12 protein-coding genes are annotated in these 17,782 nt (G+C 69.4%); 2 read left to right on the forward strand and 10 right to left on the reverse strand.

The window, feature by feature from the left end; all coding sequences use genetic code 11:
- Nucleotides 1-20: 20 nt before the first annotated feature.
- From ABL843_RS26905 to ABL843_RS26915, 3 genes are read right to left on the reverse strand one after another with little or no spacing between them, the layout of a single operon-like run.
- Nucleotides 21-1,229, reverse strand: a complete 1,209-nt coding sequence (locus ABL843_RS26905) for an ABC transporter substrate-binding protein (RefSeq protein ID WP_369660790.1) — start codon at nt 1,227-1,229, stop codon at nt 21-23.
- 52 nt (nt 1,230-1,281) lie between these two features.
- On the reverse strand, nt 1,282-2,058 hold the full coding sequence (locus tag ABL843_RS26910) for an SDR family NAD(P)-dependent oxidoreductase (RefSeq protein ID WP_126023616.1): 777 nt from the start codon (nt 2,056-2,058) through the stop codon (nt 1,282-1,284).
- 41 nt (nt 2,059-2,099) lie between these two features.
- On the reverse strand, nt 2,100-3,860 hold the full coding sequence (locus ABL843_RS26915; protein WP_418117945.1) for an FAD-dependent oxidoreductase: 1,761 nt from the start codon (nt 3,858-3,860) through the stop codon (nt 2,100-2,102).
- Between the two features lie 186 nt (nt 3,861-4,046).
- On the opposite strand from ABL843_RS26915, the gene ABL843_RS26920 reads away from it, so the two are divergent.
- On the forward strand, nt 4,047-4,844 hold the full coding sequence (locus ABL843_RS26920; protein ID WP_126023618.1) for an IclR family transcriptional regulator: 798 nt from the start codon (nt 4,047-4,049) through the stop codon (nt 4,842-4,844).
- A gap of 77 nt (nt 4,845-4,921) precedes the next feature.
- On the opposite strand, the gene ABL843_RS26925 is transcribed toward ABL843_RS26920, so the two are convergent.
- The 6 genes from ABL843_RS26925 to ABL843_RS26950 all read right to left on the reverse strand — a co-directional run bounded on the left by ABL843_RS26925 (nt 4,922) and on the right by ABL843_RS26950 (nt 9,870).
- Nucleotides 4,922-5,668, reverse strand: a complete 747-nt coding sequence (locus ABL843_RS26925; protein ID WP_126023619.1) for a lysophospholipid acyltransferase family protein — start codon at nt 5,666-5,668, stop codon at nt 4,922-4,924.
- A gap of 17 nt (nt 5,669-5,685) precedes the next feature.
- On the reverse strand, nt 5,686-6,972 hold the full coding sequence (locus tag ABL843_RS26930) for a dihydroorotase (RefSeq protein ID WP_418117946.1): 1,287 nt from the start codon (nt 6,970-6,972) through the stop codon (nt 5,686-5,688).
- A 139-nt stretch (nt 6,973-7,111) separates the two neighbouring features.
- Nucleotides 7,112-8,074 (reverse strand): aspartate carbamoyltransferase catalytic subunit, encoded by a 963-nt coding sequence (locus ABL843_RS26935; protein WP_019656265.1) that lies wholly within the window; start codon nt 8,072-8,074, stop codon nt 7,112-7,114.
- The gene (gene pyrR / locus ABL843_RS26940; RefSeq protein WP_126023621.1) at nt 8,075-8,575 is read right to left on the reverse strand and encodes a bifunctional pyr operon transcriptional regulator/uracil phosphoribosyltransferase PyrR; all 501 of its coding nucleotides are present in this window, start codon (nt 8,573-8,575) and stop codon (nt 8,075-8,077) included.
- A gap of 139 nt (nt 8,576-8,714) precedes the next feature.
- A complete protein-coding gene (gene ruvX, locus ABL843_RS26945) occupies nt 8,715-9,146 on the reverse strand; it encodes a Holliday junction resolvase RuvX (RefSeq protein ID WP_418117947.1) in 432 nt (143 codons plus the stop codon).
- Between the two features lie 124 nt (nt 9,147-9,270).
- Nucleotides 9,271-9,870 (reverse strand): YqgE/AlgH family protein, encoded by a 600-nt coding sequence (locus ABL843_RS26950; protein ID WP_301506141.1) that lies wholly within the window; start codon nt 9,868-9,870, stop codon nt 9,271-9,273.
- Here ABL843_RS26950 and ABL843_RS26955 point away from each other — a divergent pair, their 5' ends adjacent.
- Nucleotides 9,871-11,370: a cryptochrome/photolyase family protein gene (locus ABL843_RS26955; RefSeq protein WP_418117948.1), complete on the forward strand. Its 1,500-nt coding sequence runs from the start codon at nt 9,871-9,873 to the stop codon at nt 11,368-11,370.
- A 68-nt stretch (nt 11,371-11,438) separates the two neighbouring features.
- Here the strand turns inward: ABL843_RS26955 and ABL843_RS26960 are convergent, their stop codons facing one another.
- Nucleotides 11,439-17,678: an Hpt domain-containing protein gene (locus ABL843_RS26960; protein ID WP_418117949.1), complete on the reverse strand. Its 6,240-nt coding sequence runs from the start codon at nt 17,676-17,678 to the stop codon at nt 11,439-11,441.
- Between the last annotated feature and the right edge of the window lie 104 nt (nt 17,679-17,782).

Genomic DNA, 17,782 nt, shown 5'->3' on the forward strand with positions numbered 1-17,782 from the left:
CCTCTTCTTTTCTGTCTTGCTTACTGCTTGAAGTCGGCCGGCTTCAGGCCCTGGATCAGCGCGTCGGTGTAGGGCATCAGCTTGCCGTCCTTCCAGCGGATCCAGACCAGGTCCTTGGCGGTCAGCGCCTCGTGGTTGGTCTTGCTGAAGGGCTTGTCGTAGGTTTTGAGCACGCCCTGCACCGGCGTCTTCAGGTCTTCGAGCGCCGCGCGCACCGCCGCGCCGTCGGTGCTGTTGGCCTGCTTCATGGCTTGCGCCAGCAGCTGCATCGAGTCATAGCCGTGCAGCGCGAAAGAGAACGAGCCCGGCGCCTTCAGCTTGGCACCGATGCGGTCGAAGAGCTTCTGCTGCGCGGGCGTGCGGGTCTCGCTCACGGTGCGCATGAAGATCGGCTTCTCGGCGAGCTGCTTGCCGGCCGCGTCGTAGAAGGTGATGTTGTCGGCGGCCCAGGAGGTGAGCGTCAGGGGGAAGTAGTTGATCTTCTCCATGCTGCGCACCAGCTGCGCGATGGGCGTGCCCTGCGCCCACACCACCACGGTGTCGACGTTGGCGGCCTTCATCTTGCTCAGCTGCGAGGTCATGTCGGTGTCGCCGACGCCGAAGCGCTCGGTGGCGGCGATCTTGATGTCCTGCAGCTTGGCGATCTCCTCCATGTCCTTCAGGCCGCCCTGGCCGTAGCCGGTGGTCTCGGCCATCAGGCCCACCACCTTGGAGCCTGCGGTGTTCTTCTTCACGTAGGCCATGAGCGCGGCGACCTGCTCGCGGTCGACCATCGAGACGCGGAACATGTAGTTGTCGGCGCCGGGGCTCATCGGCTTGGTGATGTCGGTGCCCGAGCCCACGTTGCCCAGCACCGGAATCTTCTTCTGGTTGGCGATGTGCTTCCACGCCATCGCGTTGCCCGAGTTGGTGGGGCCGAAGACAGCAACCACCTTCTCGTTGTCGATCAGGTCGCTCATGTTCTGGATCGACTTCGGCGGCGCCGAGACGTCGTCGCGCGTGACCAGCGCCAGCTTCTTGCCGAGCACGCCGCCTGCGGCGTTGATGTCGGCGATGGCCGCTTCCATGCCCAGCACCGCGGCCTGGCCGCTCTGGGCCGAGGGCGACGCGGAGAGGTCGCCGTTGTAGCCGACCTTGATGTCCTGCGCCATGGCACCGGTAGCGCCGGCCGTGAAGGCGGCGAACGCGGCCGCGGCGAGCAGCGTCTTGTACAGACGGATGGTTTTCATTTTTTGTCTCCTGAGGTTGACGGACGGGGAAGCGGAAAAAACAAAAGGGGGCTCAGACGGCGAGGAAGCCGCCGTCCACCGGCAGCACGATGCCGGTGACGTAGCGCGACATGTCGCTGGCCAGGAAGATCACCGGGCCCACGAGGTCTTCGGTCTGGCCGACGCGGCCCATGGGGATGCGCGTCATGAACGACTCCAGGCGCTGCGGGTTCTCGCGGGTGGCGGCGGTCATGGGCGTCTCGATCACCCCGGGGGCCAGCGCGTTGACGCGCACGCCGGCGGGCGCCAGCTCCTGCGCGAGCGACTGCGTGAGCATCTTGATCGCGCCCTTCGACGGCGAGTAGCCCAGGCTCGCGCCCTGCCCCGCATAGGCGGCGATGGAGGCGATGTTGATGATCGAGCCCTTCGTCTGCTTGAGCACCGGGATGAAGGCCAGCGTGGTGTTGAAGGTGCCGTGCACGTTCACGTCGATGGTCTTCTTCCAGTTGGCAGCGGCGTTGGGGCTGCTGGTGTTCTCGCGGATGATGATGCCGGCGTTGTTGACCAGCAGGTCGACGTTGCCGATCTCCTTGCCCACGCGCTCGGCCAATGCCTGGCAGGCTTCGGGCGCGGTCACGTCGAGCACGAAGGACCAGGCCTCGCCGCCCGCGTCGCGCACCAGCTGCGCGGTTTCGCGCACGGTGGCGTCGTTCATGTCGGTGACGACCACGCGCGCACCGGCCTGCGCCAGGCCCAGCGCGAGCGCGCGGCCGTTGCCCTGGCCCGCGCCGGTGATGAAGGCCAGGCGGCCTTCGAGCAGGCGGGGTGCGACGGTGGATGGAAAGGCCATCGGTGTCTCCTTCTCTCTATATATGTGTGGGTGTATGACGCTCAGGCAGCTCGGCTGACCGGCACGGCCTCGCGCTGCTCCACCTTCAGCTGCGCCGCGGCCTTGGCTTCGGCCTGCGCGACCTGCAGGCCGGCGACATAGCCGAAGGTCAGCGCCGGGCCGAGGGTGATGCCGGCGCCGGGGTAGTTGCCGCCCATCACGCTGGCGGCGTCGTTGCCCACCGCGTAGAGGCCCTTGATCGGCTGGCGGTTGGCGTCGAGCACGCGGGTCTTCTCGTCGGTGACGAGGCCGGCGAAAGTGCCGATGTCGCCGATCACCAGCTTGATGGCGTAGTACGGGCCGTTCTCCAGCGGCGCGACGCAGGGGTTGGGCGTGATGTTGGCGTCACCCTGGTAGCGGTTGTAGGCCTTGCTGCCCTTGCCGAAGGCGGGGTCGTCGCCGGTGCGCGCGCCCTTGTTGAACTCCTGCACGGTGGCTTCGAGCGTGGCGGGCGCGATGCCGAGTTCCTTGGCCAGCTCGCCGACGGTGGCGCCACGCTTGAGGTAGCCGCTCTTCAGGTGCCGCCCGATGGGCAGCGGCGCGGGCGCGACGCAGCCCAGGCCGTAGTCGCGCAGCGCCTTGTGGTCGCACAACAGCCAGGCCGTGACCTCGGGCTCGCCCTCGCAGGCCTTGACCATCGCCTGCACGAAGTCGTGGTACGAGTTGCCCTCGTTGGTGAAGCGGCGGCCCTTGGTGGTGACGGCGATCACGCCGGGCTTGGCGCGGTCGATGAAGTGCGGCATCACGCCCTTGCTGCCGTCGGGACGCGTGGTGACCGACGCGGGCACCCACGCCGCGGCATGCGGGATGGTGCCGTCGACGCGGCCGCCCACGGCCTCGGCCAGGCGCAGGCCGTCGCCGGTGTTGGTGGAAGGCGATGGCGAGTAGTGCTCGCGGCCGGTGGGCGCATGCGGAAAGAGCTGCTTGCGGCGTTCCACGTCGTAGGGGAAGCCGCCGCAGGCCAGCACCACGCCGCGCTTCGCGACCACGCGCACGTTCTGGCCTTCGTGCTGCACCACCGCGCCGGAGACGCCGTCGTACTCGACCACCAGCTTCTTCACCGGCGACGAGAGCCACACGGGAATGTTCTTGTCCATCGCGGCCTTGGCCAGGCGGCCCGCCAGCGCATTGCCGTTGGTCAGCGTCATGCCGCGGCCGTGGCGCAGCACGTCGAGGAAGTGGCGGCTCAGGCGCTTGGTCACGTACCAGAACGAGGTCGGCGACTTGAAGGCCCGCATGAAGTGTTTGATCTCGGGGCCCGAGCCCAACATCATCCCGAACACGGTGAGTTCGGGCAGCGGCGGCGCCAGCTGCTTGATGCGCTTGCCGAGCTCGCGGCCGTCGAACGGGCGCGTGACCATCGAGCGGCCGCCCTGCTGGCCGCCCGGCGCCTCGGCGTGGTAGTCGGGGAAGACGGCCGGCATGTCGAACTGCACGCAGGTGTTGCGCGTGAAGAAGTCGATGGCCTTGGGCCCCATCTCCAGGAAGGCGCCGACGCGCGCGGCGTCGAAGTGCGTGGTGGCCTCGTGCTTCATGTATTCGAGCGCGGCGCCTTCGGGCTCGTGGATGCCCTGCTCCGTGGCCAGGCGCGTGCCCGGAATCCACAGCCAGCCGCCCGAGCGCGCGGTGGTGCCGCCGAAGCGCGGCTCCTTCTCGACCACCAGCACCTTCAAGCCCTGCGAAGCCGCCGTGACCGCGGTGGCCATGCCCGATGCGCCGCTGCCGACGACGAGCACGTCGCATTCGAAAGTGTTCTGTTCCATGTCTCTGCCTGTTCGCGTGTTTGTGTAAGACCTAAGTTGCGGCTCAGTTTAGGCAGCGACATTGATATGGTCAAGTCTCTTCGTTACTATCAGATGATCAATCATCATCGATTGAATGCGACCATATCAGTAGAAACCCCGATGGCTATACTCGCCCCCACCCTCACTCCCCACGCCGGGCGCCCCATGGAAAAGCCAAGACGTGGCATTCAGTCCGTCGAAATCGGAACGCAACTGCTGGTGGCGCTCGGGCGCCACGTGGCGCCCATGGCGCTGCGCGACCTGGGCAAGGCCGCGGGCGTGCCCGTCGGCAAGGCGCACCCCTATCTCGTGAGCTTCCTGAAGGTCGGCTTCGTGGTGCAGGACAGCGCGGGCCGCTACGAGCTGGGCCCGCTGGCGCTGCAGCTGGGGCTGGCCAAGCTGCAGCGGCTCGACCCGATCAAGGAGGCGTCGCCGCTGATCGAACAGCTCGCGTCGGAGACCGAGCAGAGCATCGCGGTGGCCGTGTGGGGCAACTTCGGGCCGACCGTGGTGCGGCTGGAGGAGCCGATCCATCCGCTGCACGTGAACCTGCGCACCGGCACCGTCATGTCGCTGGCCTACACCGCGACCGGCCGGCTCTTCGCGGCCTACCTGCCGCCCAAGGTAGTCGAGAAGATGATGCTGGAGGACCTGGCGCGCACCCGCCCCGCGGACGGCCGCGGCGCCACCGCCGAGCTGTCGCGCGCCGAGATCGAGGCCCTGCTGGTCGAGACGCGCCTGCACGGCATGTCGCGCACGCTGGGCCAGCCGATCCCGGGCATCGACGCCTTCTGCGCGCCGGTGTTCGACTCGACCAACAACCTGGTGCTGGGCATCACCGCCATGGGCCCTGAGGCTACCTTCGACCGCGAATGGGACGGCCGCGTGGCCGTGCCGCTGAGGGCCTGCGCGCTGGAGATCTCGCGCCGGCTGGGCTTCGTGCCTACGGGCGAGCAGGCCTGATCGCGGGTCTTCACCGGCTTCCCGGCAAAAGAAAAAGGCGCTTCGTCGAAGCGCCTTTTTCTTTTGGTTCCGGCCGGTCAGTGCGTCTCGCGGCGCAGCTGCTGCACGTCTTCATGCAGCGAATGCGCCCATTCGCGCCGGTCGCGGCCATGCGGGTCCTGCGGCTCGCCGAAGCGCACGATGGCCAGCAGCGGCGGCGCGCGCAGCGTGTTCCACAGCGAGACGACGAGGTTGTCGTCGTCGATATAGCGCGGCGCCTGGCTGGTCTCGCCGGTGGCGGCGTCGGCGAAGCGCAGCGCGGCGGGCAGCACCGGCGCGCCCGAGGAGATCGACGCCTGCAGCAGGTTCGCGTGGAATGGCAGCAGGCCCCGGCCGTCGCTGGTCGTGCCTTCGGGGAACACGCCGATCAGGTCGCCGTTGCGCAGCGCGTCGGTCATGTGGTGCACCACGCGCAGCGCGTCGCGGCGGCGTTCGCGCTCGATGTAGAGCGTGCCCGAGCCGTTGGACAGCGTGCCGATCAGCGGCCAGCCCTTCACGTCCGACTTAGACACGAAGCGCACGTGCCGCGCTGCATGGATGGTCGTGATGTCCAGCCACGAGAGGTGATTGCAGATCAGCAGCACCGGCCCCGTGGGCGGCGGCGTGCCCTGCACCACCAGCGTGATGCCCATGAGCTCCAGCATGCGCCGCGACCACGCCTGCACGCGCGCGTTGCGCTCGGCCTGCGTGAGCTTCGGGAAGGTGAAGCGGATCGTCCACCAGCCCGAGGCCGCGTGCGCCACCGCGCGCGCCAGGCGCCAGCAGGCTTTCAGCGAATGAAGCATCGGCGCCCGGGCCCCTCTCAACCGTGGACGATGCGGCCGGCCACCAGCGTGTGGCGCGCGCGGCCCTGCAGCGGGTAGCCGGCAAAGGGCGTGTGCTTGCCCTGGCTCCTGAGCGCGCCGGGCTCCACCTGCCATTCGAGCGTGGGATCGGCGATGCACAGGTCGGCCACGCCGCCTTGCTGCAGCCGGCCGATGCCGGCGCCCGCATCGGTGGCGCCCAGCAGGCGCGCAGGCGCAGCGGTGACGACCTCGATGGCGCGCGCGATGCCCGCGCCGCTGCGCTCGCCCCAGCGCAGCGCCAGCGGCAGCAGCAGCTCGAGCCCGGTGGCGCCCGCCTCGCTCTCGGCGAAGGGCAACGTCTTGGCGTCGGCCTCGACCGGCGTGTGGTCGGACACCAGCGCGTCGATGGTGCCGTCGGCCAGCGCGGCCGAGAGCGCGTCGCGGTCGCCCTGCTGGCGCAGCGGCGGGTTCAGGCGGGCGCGGCTGTCGAAGTAGCCGATGTCGGTGTCGGCCAGGTGCAGCGAGTTGATGCTGACGTCGCAGGTGATCGGCAGCCCCTGCGCCTTGGCCTGGCGCACCAGCTCCACGCCGCGGGCGCTGGAGATGCGGCACAGGTGCACGCGTGCGCCGGTTGCTTTCATCAGCTCGACGATGGTGAAGATGGCGATGGTCTCGGCCGACACAGGCACGCCCGCCAGGCCCAGCCGCGTGGCCAGCGGGCCGCTGGCGGCGACGCCCTTGCCGAGGTCGCGGTCCTGCGGGCGCAGCCACACGGTGTAGCCGAAGGTGCTGGCGTAGGAGAGCGCGCGCTGCAGCACCTGCGTGTCGCCCAGCGGCACGTCGGCCTGGCCGAAGCCGATGCAGCCGGCCTCGGTGAGCTCGGCCATCTCGGTCAGCACGCCGCCGGCCAGGCCGCGCGTGAGCGCTCCCAGCGGGAACAGGCGCGCGGCCTGCAGCTTCTCGGCGCGGAACTTGAGCATCTCGACCAGACCCGGCTCGTCGAGCACCGGGTCGGTGTCGGGCGGGCACACGAGGCTGGTCACGCCGCCCGCGATGGCCGCGGCCATTTCGCTTTCGAGCATGCCTTCATGCTCATAGCCGGGCTCGCGCAGCCGCGCGGCGAGGTCGACGAGGCCCGGCGCGACGATGCAGCCCGTGGCGTCGATGGTGCGTTCGGCCTTGAAGCCTGCCGGAATGCTGCCGCCGATGCCGGCGATCTTTCCGTCGGCGATGGCGATGTCGGCCTGCTTGTCGATGCCCGACGCGGGGTCGACGACGCGGCCGTTGGCGATGTGGATGTTCATGCGTCTGTACTTCCAGTGACAGTCATGGCCTTTTCGGGAAACACCGTGGAACCGGCTTCGCCGGGCCACTGGTGTTGCCCCCGGCAGAGGGTTGGCGAAGCGACACGAAGTGCGCGAAGACTGGGGGCGAGCAACATTTCTATGCTTCGTTACCTGCGACGATGCTCATTACCGCCATCCGGACCGCGATACCGAAAGTGACCTGCGGAAGGATCACGCTCTGCTTGCCGTCGACCACGGCGGAGTCGATCTCCACGCCGCGGTTGATGGGGCCCGGATGCATCACGATGGCGTCGGGCTTGGCCAGCTGCAGCTTTTCCTGCGTGAGGCCGAAGGTCTTGAAGAACTCCTGCGACGAGGGCAGCAGCGCGCCGCTCATGCGTTCGTTCTGCAGGCGCAGCATGATGACCACGTCGCAGTCCTTGATGCCCTCTTCGAGCGTGTGGCACACGCGCACGCCCATGCCGGCCATGTCGCCGGGCACCAGCGTCTTGGGGCCGACCACGCGCACTTCGGCGCAGCCCAGCGTGGTGAGCGCGTGGATGTCGGAGCGCGCCACGCGCGAATGCAGCACGTCGCCGACGATGGCGACCGTGAGGTTCGAGAAGTCTTTCTTGTAGTGGCGGATCGTGTACATGTCGAGCAGCCCCTGCGTCGGGTGCGCGTGGCGGCCGTCGCCGGCGTTCACCACGTGCACGTGCGGCGCGACGTGCTGCGCGATCAGGTAGGGCGCGCCCGACTCGCTGTGGCGCACGACGAATAGGTCGGCCGCCATGGCGCTCAGGTTGGCGATGGTGTCCAGCAGCGACTCGCCCTTGGTGGCCGAGGAGCGCGCGATGTCGAGGTTGATGACGTCGGCGGAGAGGCGCTTGGCCGCGATCTCGAAGGTGGTGCGCGTGCGGGTGCTGTTCTCGAAGAACAGGTTGAACACGCTCTTGCCGCGCAAGAGCGGCACCTTCTTCACCTCGCGGTCGCTCACGCTCGTGAAGTTGGCGGCCGTGTCGAGGATGTGCGTGACGATGTCCTTGGGCAGGCCCTCGATCGACAGCAGGTGGATCAGCTCGCCGTTCTTGTTGAGCTGGGGATTTCGCTTGTAGAGCATTTACTTGTTCTCCTCCACCTTGAGGCTGAAGGCACCGTCGTTGGCGCGTGCGAGGGCGAGCAGTTGCGTGTCGGGCAGCGCCAGCGTCGTGGCGGCGAAGTCGGCGGCCACGGGCAGTTCGCGGCCGCCGCGATCCACCAGCACCGCGAGGCGCACGCTGGCCGGACGGCCGAAGTCGAACAGCTCGTTGAGCACCGCGCGGATGGTGCGGCCGGTGTAGAGCACGTCGTCGAGCAGCAGCACGTCGGCGCCGTTCACGTCGAAGGGCAGCGCGGTCTGCACGCTGGCCGAGAGGCCGCGGCGCGAGAAGTCGTCGCGATGCATCGCCGACGAAATGATGCCGGGCGCGCCGGGCAGGCCCAGGTCCTTCTGCAGCCGCTCGACCAGCCATGCGCCGCCGGAGGTGATGCCCACCAGCTTCGTTTCGGGGCGCATCAGCGGCTTCACGCCGGCCAGCAGGTCGAGATACAACGCCTCGGCGTCAGGAACGACAGAACTCACGATGATTGCTCCACGGCAAGGCAAGGGAAACGGAAAGTTCGGGGAACACCGTGGAACCGGCTTTGCCGGGCCACCGGTGTCGCCCCCGGCGAGGGGGTTGGCGAAGCGACACGAAGCGCGCGAAGCCTGGAGGAGAGCCTCATTCCTGGAGACTCCTCAGAAATTGCTCCAGGATGATGCAGGCCGATGCCGCGTCGGCATCGCGGGCGCCTGACGACAGGGCCTCGGTGGTGCTGTAGCGCTCGTCGACCTCGAACACCTGGAGATTGAAACGGCCGCGCAGTTGGCGCGCGAACTTCTGCGCGCGGCGGGTGTTCTCGTGGGCGGCGCCGTCGGGGTGCCAGGGCACGCCGATCACCAGCGCGTCGGGCTGCCATTCCTTGATGCGCGCCTCGACCTGCGCGAAGCGCGCGTCGCCCTCGGCCTTGATGGTCGGCTGGGGCGTGGCGGTGCGCAGCAGCCGGTTGCCGCTGGCCACGCCCGTGCGCTTCAGGCCGAAATCGAAGGCCAGGAAGCTCTGAAAATGGGCGGGAACAACTGCAGGTGCCGGGGGCTGGGCACTGTCAGACATCGCCGGTCCAGTCACAGGGACAGGGGGCCGCCGCGCACGGCCGCCCGAAGCGGCCGGCCCGCCCCCGGAAGGGGGTTGGCGAAGCGACACGAAGTGCGCGCAGCCTGGGGGTGAGCCGAGTTCATCATGCGTGTCCGGCGTCGGGAGAGAGCTTCCAGGCCTCCAGGCCCAGCAGCATCAGCGCCTTGTCGTAGCGCTGCTCGATCGGGGTGTCGAAGATCACGGCCGGGTCGGCGCCCACGGTGAGCCAGCTGTTCTCGGCCAGCTCGGATTCGAGCTGCCCTTCGCCCCAGGCCGCATAGCCCAGGGAAACCAGCACCTTGCGCGGGCCCGCGCCGGTGGCCAGGGCCTCCAGCACGTCCTTGGAAGTGGTCATCTCGAGCCCGCCGGGGATGGTCATGGTCGAGGCGTAGACGGATTCCTCGGGCTTCTCGGCCTGGGCGAAGACCGGCTCGTGCAGCACGAAGCCGCGCTCGGTCTGCACAGGGCCGCCCTGGAAGACGGGGGCTTCGCCCAGTTCGGGGCGGGCCAGGTGCAGCTCGATCTTCTCGAACAGCACCTTGAGGTTGATGTCGCTGGGCTTGTTGATCACCAGGCCGAGCGCGCCGCGCTCGCTGTGTTCGCAGAGGTACACGACGCTGCGGTTGAAAGTTTTGTCTTCCATCCCGGGCATCGCTATCAAAAAGTGATGCGTGAGGTTCATCGGGGCAGAATCGGCGGCCATATGCCTCCGATTTTACTGGCCGTCGACAAGACCTATCCCAAAGGGCTCATGTGGTTCCGCCGCGACCTCCGTGTGGACGACAACGCCGCCCTCTACCGGGCGCTGCGGGCCTGCCGTCAGGTGCTGTGCGTCTTCGTGTTCGACAAGGCGATCCTGGACGCCCTTCCCACGGCCGACCGCCGGGTCGAATTCATCCGCGAATCGCTGGTGGAGCTCGAGGCCGAATTACGCTCACTGGGCGGCGGGCTGATCGTGCGGCACGCGGTGGCGGCGCAGGAGATCCCGGCACTGGCCCGCGAGCTGGAGGTGCAGGCGGTCTTCGCCAACCGCGACGACGAGCCCGACGCGCTGGAGCGTGACGCCAAGGTCTTCGGCGCGCTGGCCAATGCCGGCGTGACCTTCCACACCTACAAGGACTCGACCGTCTTCGACCGCGACGAGGTCATGACCAAGACCGGCCAGCCCTACACGGTGTTCACGCCCTACAAACGGGCCTGGCTGGCGAAGCTCGATTCCTTCTTCCTCAAGTCGTACCCGGTACGCAGCCACGCCGACGCGCTGGCGCCCTCGCCGCAGGCCTACGGCGAGCCGGTGCCCGCGCTGCGCGAGATCGGCTTCGAGAAGACCAACCTGTCGACGCTGGAGATTCCCACCGGCACCCGAGGCGCCGGCCAGCTCTTCGAGGACTTCTTCGAGCGCATCGACCGCTACGACGAGGCGCGCAACTTCCCCGCCGTGCGCGGGCCCAGCTACATGGGCGTGCACCTGCGCTTCGGCACGGTGTCGATCCGGCAGATGGCGAGCCTGTCGCACCAGCTTTCGCTGCAGGGCAACACGGGCGCGGCGACCTGGCTGAGCGAGCTGATCTGGCGGGAGTTCTATTTCCAGATCCTGGCGCACTTCCCGCACGTGCACAAAGGCGGCGAGTCGAAGAGCTTCCGCCCCGAGTACGACAAGATCCAGTGGCACCACGGCAAGCACGCCGACCAGCTCTTCGACGCCTGGTGCAACGGCCGCACCGGCTATCCGCTGGTGGACGCCGCCATGCTGCAGATCAACCAGAGCGGCTACATGCACAACCGCCTGCGCATGGTGGCCGCGAGCTTCCTGTGCAAGGACCTGGGGCTGGACTGGCGCCGCGGCGAGGCCTACTTCGCGCTGCACCTCAACGACTTCGAGCTGGCCTCGAACAACGGCGGCTGGCAGTGGGCCAGCTCCAGCGGCTGCGACGCCCAGCCCTACTTCCGCATCTTCAACCCGGTCACGCAGAGCGAGCGCTTCGACCCCGAGGGCAAGTTCATCCGCCGCTACCTGCCGCAGCTGGCGGGGCTGTCGAACACGGCGATCCACGCGCCGTGGCTGGCCTCGCCGGTGGAGCTGGAGGCCGCCGGCATCAAGCTCGGCGAGACCTACCCGAAGCCGGTGGTCGACCACGCCGAGGCGCGCGAGAAGACGCTGCAGCGCTACGGGGTGGCGCGGGCGAAGGCGCTGCAGAAGTAGAAATAGAAAGAACCGGAAAAAGAAAAGGGCCTTCGAGAAGGCCCTTTTCTTGGATGGAGCGCGGCGCGTCAGGCGGCAGCCGCCAGCGCCGGCTCGCTCGTGTACGCCCGCACCAGGCGCAGCAGCTCCTCTTCCGAGTACGGCTTGCCGAGGTAGTGGTTCACGCCCAGCGTGCGCGCGTAGTCGCGGTGCTTCTCGGCGATGCGCGAGGTGATCATGATGATCGGCAGCTCGGCCAGGGCCGCGTCGGCGCGGATGTTGCGGGCAAGGTCGAAGCCGTCCATGCGCGGCATCTCGATGTCCGACAGCACCACCGCCGGGCGTTCCTGCTGAAGCCGTTCGAGCGCCTGCAGGCCGTCGGCCGCGAGGGACACGCGATAGCCTTCGCGCTGCAGCAGGCGCTGCGTGACGCGGCGCACGGTGATGGAGTCGTCCACCACCAGCACCAGCGGGATCTGCGGCACCACCGGTGCCAGCGCCTGCGACGGCTCCTGCGGTGCGCCGTGCTCGACCGCAGTGGTCGCGGCCTGCGCCGCCGAGGTTGCCGCGATCGCGGCTGCGGCCTGGCGCTCGCGCGCCTGCTCGCCATGCACCGCGGCCAGTGCCACCGGGTTGTAGATCAGCGCCACCGCGCCCGAGGCCAGCACCGAGATGCCGGCCAGGCCAGGCAGCCGCGCCAGCTGCGGGCCGAGGTTCTTCACCACGACTTCCTGGTTGCCCAGCACTTCGTCCACGTGCAGGGCGACGCGCTGCGCCGCGCTTCGCACGACCACGATGGTGTTGTTCTTGGCCAGGCCGTGCTCGCTGCGGGTGGACGCCTGCAGCAGCGCGCCGGTCCAGTAGAACGGCACGTGCTCGCTGCCGAAGGGATGGCTGTTGTTCAGGTAGGCGGCCTCGAGGTCGGTCGAGCCCACGCGCTGCACCAGTTCCACCAAGTTGGACGGCACGCCGATGGACACCTCGCCCGCGCGCAGCATCACCACGTGCGTCACGGCGGTGGTCAGCGGCAGCACCAGCTTGAAGGTGGTGCCCTGGCCCTGGGTGCTGTGCGTCTCGATGCGGCCGCCGAGCGCCGCGATCTGCGCGCGCACCACGTCCATGCCGATGCCGCGGCCGGCGAGTTCGGAAACCTGCCCCGCCGTCGAGAAACCGGGCTTGAAGATCAGCTCGGTGGCCTCTTCGGCCGTGAGTTCCTGGTCGGCGCCCAGCAGGCCCAGCGTGCGGGCACGCTCGGCGATGCGCTTGTGGTCGAGGCCGGCGCCGTCGTCGCGGAAGCTCACCGACACGTCGTTGCCTTCGTGGTGCAGGTCGATGACGATCAGGCCGCTGGCGTCCTTGCCGGCCTTCTCGCGCACGGCCGAATCCTCGATGCCGTGGGCCACGCAGTTGCGCAGCAGGTGCTCGAAGGCGGGCGTCATCCGGTCGAGCACGCCGCGGTCCATTTCGATGGAACCGCCGACGATGTCCAGGCGCACCTGCTTGCCGGTGTCCTTCGAGGCCTGGCGCACCACGCGGTAGAGGCGGTCGGAGATGCCTTCGAACTCCACCATTCGCGTGCGCAGCAGGCCGCGCTGCAGTTCGCGCGTTTGGCGCGCCTGCACGCTGAGGTCGTCTTCCGTCGCCTGCACCGTCTTCTGAAGGGTGCGCTGCACGGTGGCCACGTCGTTCACCGACTCGGCCATCATGCGCGTGAGCTCCTGCACGCGGGTGAATCGGTCGAACTCCAGCGGGTCGAAGCTCTGCTGCGAGTCCTTGGCCTGCGCGAGGCGCGACTGCATCTGGCTTTCGGCCTGCACTTCGATGTCGCGCAGCTGCTGGCGCAGGCGGTCCAGGTTGCCCGTGAGGTCGGACAGCGAGCCGCGCAGCTGGCCGAGTTCGGCCTCCAGGCGCGAACGCGTGATGATGACCTCGCCGGTCTGCGCGACCAGGCGGTCGAGCAGCTGGGTGCGGATGCGCACCGCCTGGCCGGTCGCGGCACGCAGCGGTGCCACCAGGGCGGCCGGCGCGGGGCGCGGCTGCAGCGTGGCAGGGGCGTCGGCCGCTGCCGCTTCGGGAGCCGCAGCGGCTTCGGCGGCGGGCTGGTCGTCCAGGCTCGCCACGGAGGCGGCGGTCTCGTCGTTCGCCGGCACGCCGGCTTCGGGCGCCTGGGATGCGACGGTGACGGGCGCCGCCGAGGTGGCCGCGGCCACGATCTGGGCCAGCTCGACCTGCGTGGCGTCGTCGGCCGCGCGCAGCGCGTCGAAGGTGGCCTGCAGGGTGTCGAGGCGCATCAGCAGCTTCTCGATGTCGGCCCGCTCGGCGCCCTGGGAACCCAGGACCTCGATCTCGGACTCCATGCGGTGCGCGCGCTCGCCCAGGCGCATGGCGCCGGCCAGCCGCGCGCTGCCCTTGAGCGTGTGCAGCGTGCGCAGCACCGAGGCACGCGGCGCGCTGTCGTCGGGGTGGTGCGCCCACTGGCGCAGCGCTTCGCCGAGCTGGGGCAGCAGTTCAGCCGCCTCTTCCTCGAAGATCGGGAACAGGTCGACGTCGACCGCGTCGGCCAGGTCGATGGCGTCCTCGGAATCGTCCAGCGCCACGTCGGCGACCGGCTCGCTGACCACCACCTGCGGCAGCGGACGGGCTTCGGCGCGCATGGCCACTTCGGTGGGCATCGGCGAGTTGGCGATGTCGCGCAGCGCCTGCAGCGTGCCTTCCGCCGGATCGCGCAGCAGGCCGACGGCGAACTGGTGCAGCAGGCGGCGCAGTTCGTCGGCCGCGGCCACCAGCACCGTGCCCTGCTCGCGCGTGCCGCTGCCCTGCATCTGCAGGTGCTGCAGCGCGGCCTCGAACAGGCGGGCCATGCCCGACAGGCTGTGGAAGCCGACGGTGGCCGAGCTGCCGGCCAGCGAATGGGCCAGCGCAATGGTCGAGTCGGGCATGCGCTCATGCGACTCGAGCGCCCACTCGCCGACATCGGTGGCGAGCTGGCGGGACCATTCGTCGGCCTCGTTGAGGTAGACGTTGTAGAGCTGGATGCCGATGCGCAGCGGGCCGATGACCTTGACCTGGTCGTCGGCGCTTTCCTGCGGCACTGCAGGAGCGGCGGCTTCGATGGCTTCGACGGGCTGAGCCGCCTCGACGCTCGTCACAGGTTCCGGCGCCGGGGCCTCGACCGCATCGGCGACGAGGATCTGCGCCTCGGCGGGAGCGGCCGGTGCCTCGAAGATGGGCACGAGGGCTTCCTCGGCCGCAGCCACCGGGGCAGGCTGGGGTTCGGCTTCGGGCTCGACCGCCAGTTGCGGCTCGGGCACGGCGACCGGCTCTTCCACCGGCAGCGGAGCTTCCACCGCCTCGACCACTTCGGGAACGGAAACGTGCTCCGGCTCGACGACGGGTTCCGCAGCCTGCACGGGCAGCGGCTCGGGCTCCCATTGCAGATCGGGCAGGCCGGCGGTGGTGGGCACGGTGGCGGCGATGGGTTCGGCCGCGGGAGCCGGCGGAGTCGCCAGTTCGGCGGGTTCCTGCTTGAGTTCGACGGTCGCGGGCGTCCTGGCGGGCGGCGCGAGGAAGTCGAACATCTCGCCGCTGGGCAGGACCAGCGGCGCGGGTTCTTCGGCCTGCGGCTTGGCATCGAAGTCGATGAAGTCGGTCGACGTGAAATCGTCGTCGGCCTCGGGCGTGCCGGCCTTCGCGGGCTCCGGCACCTGCCAGTCCAGGGTCTGGAGCGGCGGGATCTCGGGGGCCGCGGCCGGTGCAGGTGCCTGCACGGGCGCCGGAGCCTGCGTGGTGAACGACAGGTCCGGCAGGTCGGGCAGGCGCAGGGGCGGCAGTTCCGCCGCGACTGGTGCGGGCGCCACTGGCGCGGGAACTTCGAGCGGCGCGGGCGCGGACATCGGCGCCTCGGCGGCGATGTGGCGCGCGGCGACCGCCAGGGCCTCCGCGTCGGCCATGCGCACCGGCGGGGGCACGGGCTCGCCGGCCAGCAATGCATTGGCCACGCGGCTGAACGGCGCGGACTTCCAGCCCTGCGCGGAGCCCGCGGCGATGGCTTCGACCCACTGGCCGAAATCCTTCATCGTGCGTTCGGTGCCTTCCAGCAGCGCCGGCGTGGCGGGGCGCTGGTCGGCCAGCCAGGTGTTGAGCACCTGTTCGAGCGACCATGCGGCATCGCCGAACTCGGTGAGGCCGACCATGCGCGAGCTTCCCTTGAGCGTGTGGAAGGCACGCCGCAGGATCGTGAGCTCCTCGGTGTCGTCCGGGTAGCTGCCGAGTTCCTCGATGGCGGCCAGGCCGTTCTGCACGACCTCGCGCGCCTCTTCGAGGAAGATGTTCTGCAGGTCGTCTTCTTCGAGCTCGGTGACTTCGGTGTCGGGCAGCTCGGCCGGGCCGGTGATCTTGTGGGTCCAGCTGTCGGCCTTCTTGCTGAATTCCTCGATCGGCGAAGGCTTGGCCTTGGGCGCGGCGAGCGCCGCGAGCTTGGAGGCGATCTGCGCGTCGACTTCCTCGATGCTGAGCACGGCCTCGGCGGCGGGCGCCTGGCCCGCGGCGGCGCCCTCGCCGCTCTCGGCCTCGGCAGCCTGGCGGCCCATCAGCGGCTTGAGCTCGCCCGCCTCGGCGTCGAACACGAACAGGCGCTTGGCCAGCGCGGGCTGGTAGCCCAGCATGTCGATCAGGAAGCCCAGCGCGCCGAGGTTGTTGCCCAGCGCGTCGAAGCCGGCCATTTCCTCGGCCGGCGAGGTGCTGACGAGCATCGCCTCGACGTCCTCGCGCATGCGCTGGACGGTGAGCGCGGCCTGGTCGAGGCCGAGCACGGAGAACACGCCGCGCATCTGCATGAGCTGCGTCGGCACGGTGCGCAGCAGGCCCTTCTCGGCCGGGCGGCGGAAATACTGGTCGAGCGACTTCTCGAGTTCGCTCAGGTGGCTGCGCAGCTCGTCGACCACGGTGCCCATGGTCTGGCGGTCGCTCACGCGGCGGTAGAGGTCCTCCATCCACGGCTCGAGCGGCTCGGAGTGGCCGCCGGCGCGCACGCGCTCGATGCGGCCCGCGAGCTGCAGCGTGCGGGCGGTGAGCTGGGGATCGCTCGGGTCGAGGTCTTCGAGCGCGGCTTCGAGGTAGAGCACCGAGGTGGCGACTTCCATCGCGAGCTCGGTACCCGGCGCCTGGCCGGAACGCACGGAGGCCTCGACCGCGTGGGTCAGGGCCTGCACCATCGGCAGGCTCGGCGGATGCAGCTTCTGCAGCGATTCGCCCAGCTGCGCGAAGGTGTCCGCCACCTGGCGGGTGCGGGTGATGTCGCCGCCCGAGAGCGCCGACCACATTTCCTTGGCGGTCTCGATACGCTTGCGCGCTTGCTGCAGCACGAGCGGATCGAAGCGGCCGAACTGCTCGACGTTGTAGTCGACGCGCTGTTCGCCCGAGATGCCCCAGGCGGTGCGCACGGTGCGCAGCGTGGCGGCATCGTCGCCCGCGGCGGGCACGGCCTGCGCGCAGAAGAAGAGCAGGTCCTGGCCCAGCCGGTCGGACACGAGGCTGTCGCCGCGCGCGAGCGTGGCGTATTGCAGCAGCACACGGGAGGCGGCGCGCTTGACGTAGGCGTCGGGCTGGATCAGCCCCGCTGCCAGGGCCTCGAAAAAGCCCGCGGCCAGGGTCCAGAAGCTGGAGACGCGAGGCAGCAGCGCGCCGCGGCCGAGGCCCAGGCACAGCGCATGCAGCCGGCGCGCGGCCTGCGTGTCGCCGCTCTTGACGAGTTGCAGCACCTCGCGGTCGAGGCGCGAGCGCACGGCCGGGTCGTAGGCGACGGCAGCCTGCGTGACCGCGGGCTTGATCTCGACCCAGCGCCAGGCGGTGCTCCACAGGTCGGCCGGGTGCACGCGCTCGTTGCCGACCAGTTCCAGGACGTCGCGGTACTGCGGAAACAGCGCGACCGACGACACCGGCTTGCCGGCCAGCAGCGCGCCGAGGAAGTCGGTGACGGCGAAGCCTGCACGCTCGATCTTGAGCACCGCGGCTTCGGTGCAGCGCTGCGGCTCGGCGATGAAGCCCTGCACCGCGAACTCGATGGCGCCGAGCACCAGCGCGGGCGAGGAATGCCCCACCATCTGGAGCGCGCCGACGGCCTGGTGCAACTGCTGGCGGGCCATCTGCAGCGGACCGGCCTCGGGCTCGGACGCGGCGGCATCCACTTCGCGAACGAAGCGCCGCAACGACTTGCCTACACCGTCAAGGGATTTCTGGATTTCTCCCAGCACCCAGGCCAGCGGCCCGAGGTCTTCGGTGACCGGCGTGTTGCCGGCGTGAGGGGCCGTGGCAGGGGTTTGAATCGACACGTTGGGTGCTCGCCGTTCTTTGACTGTCAGTTTTTCAATGGGCGCGATGCGCCCCGAATGCACAAGGCCGTCGCGGCCACTTCACGAAACACCGCGGAACCGGC

The sequence above is a fragment of the Variovorax sp. 350MFTsu5.1 genome (assembly GCF_048302515.1).
GTDB lineage: Bacteria > Pseudomonadota > Gammaproteobacteria > Burkholderiales > Burkholderiaceae_C > Variovorax > Variovorax guangxiensis.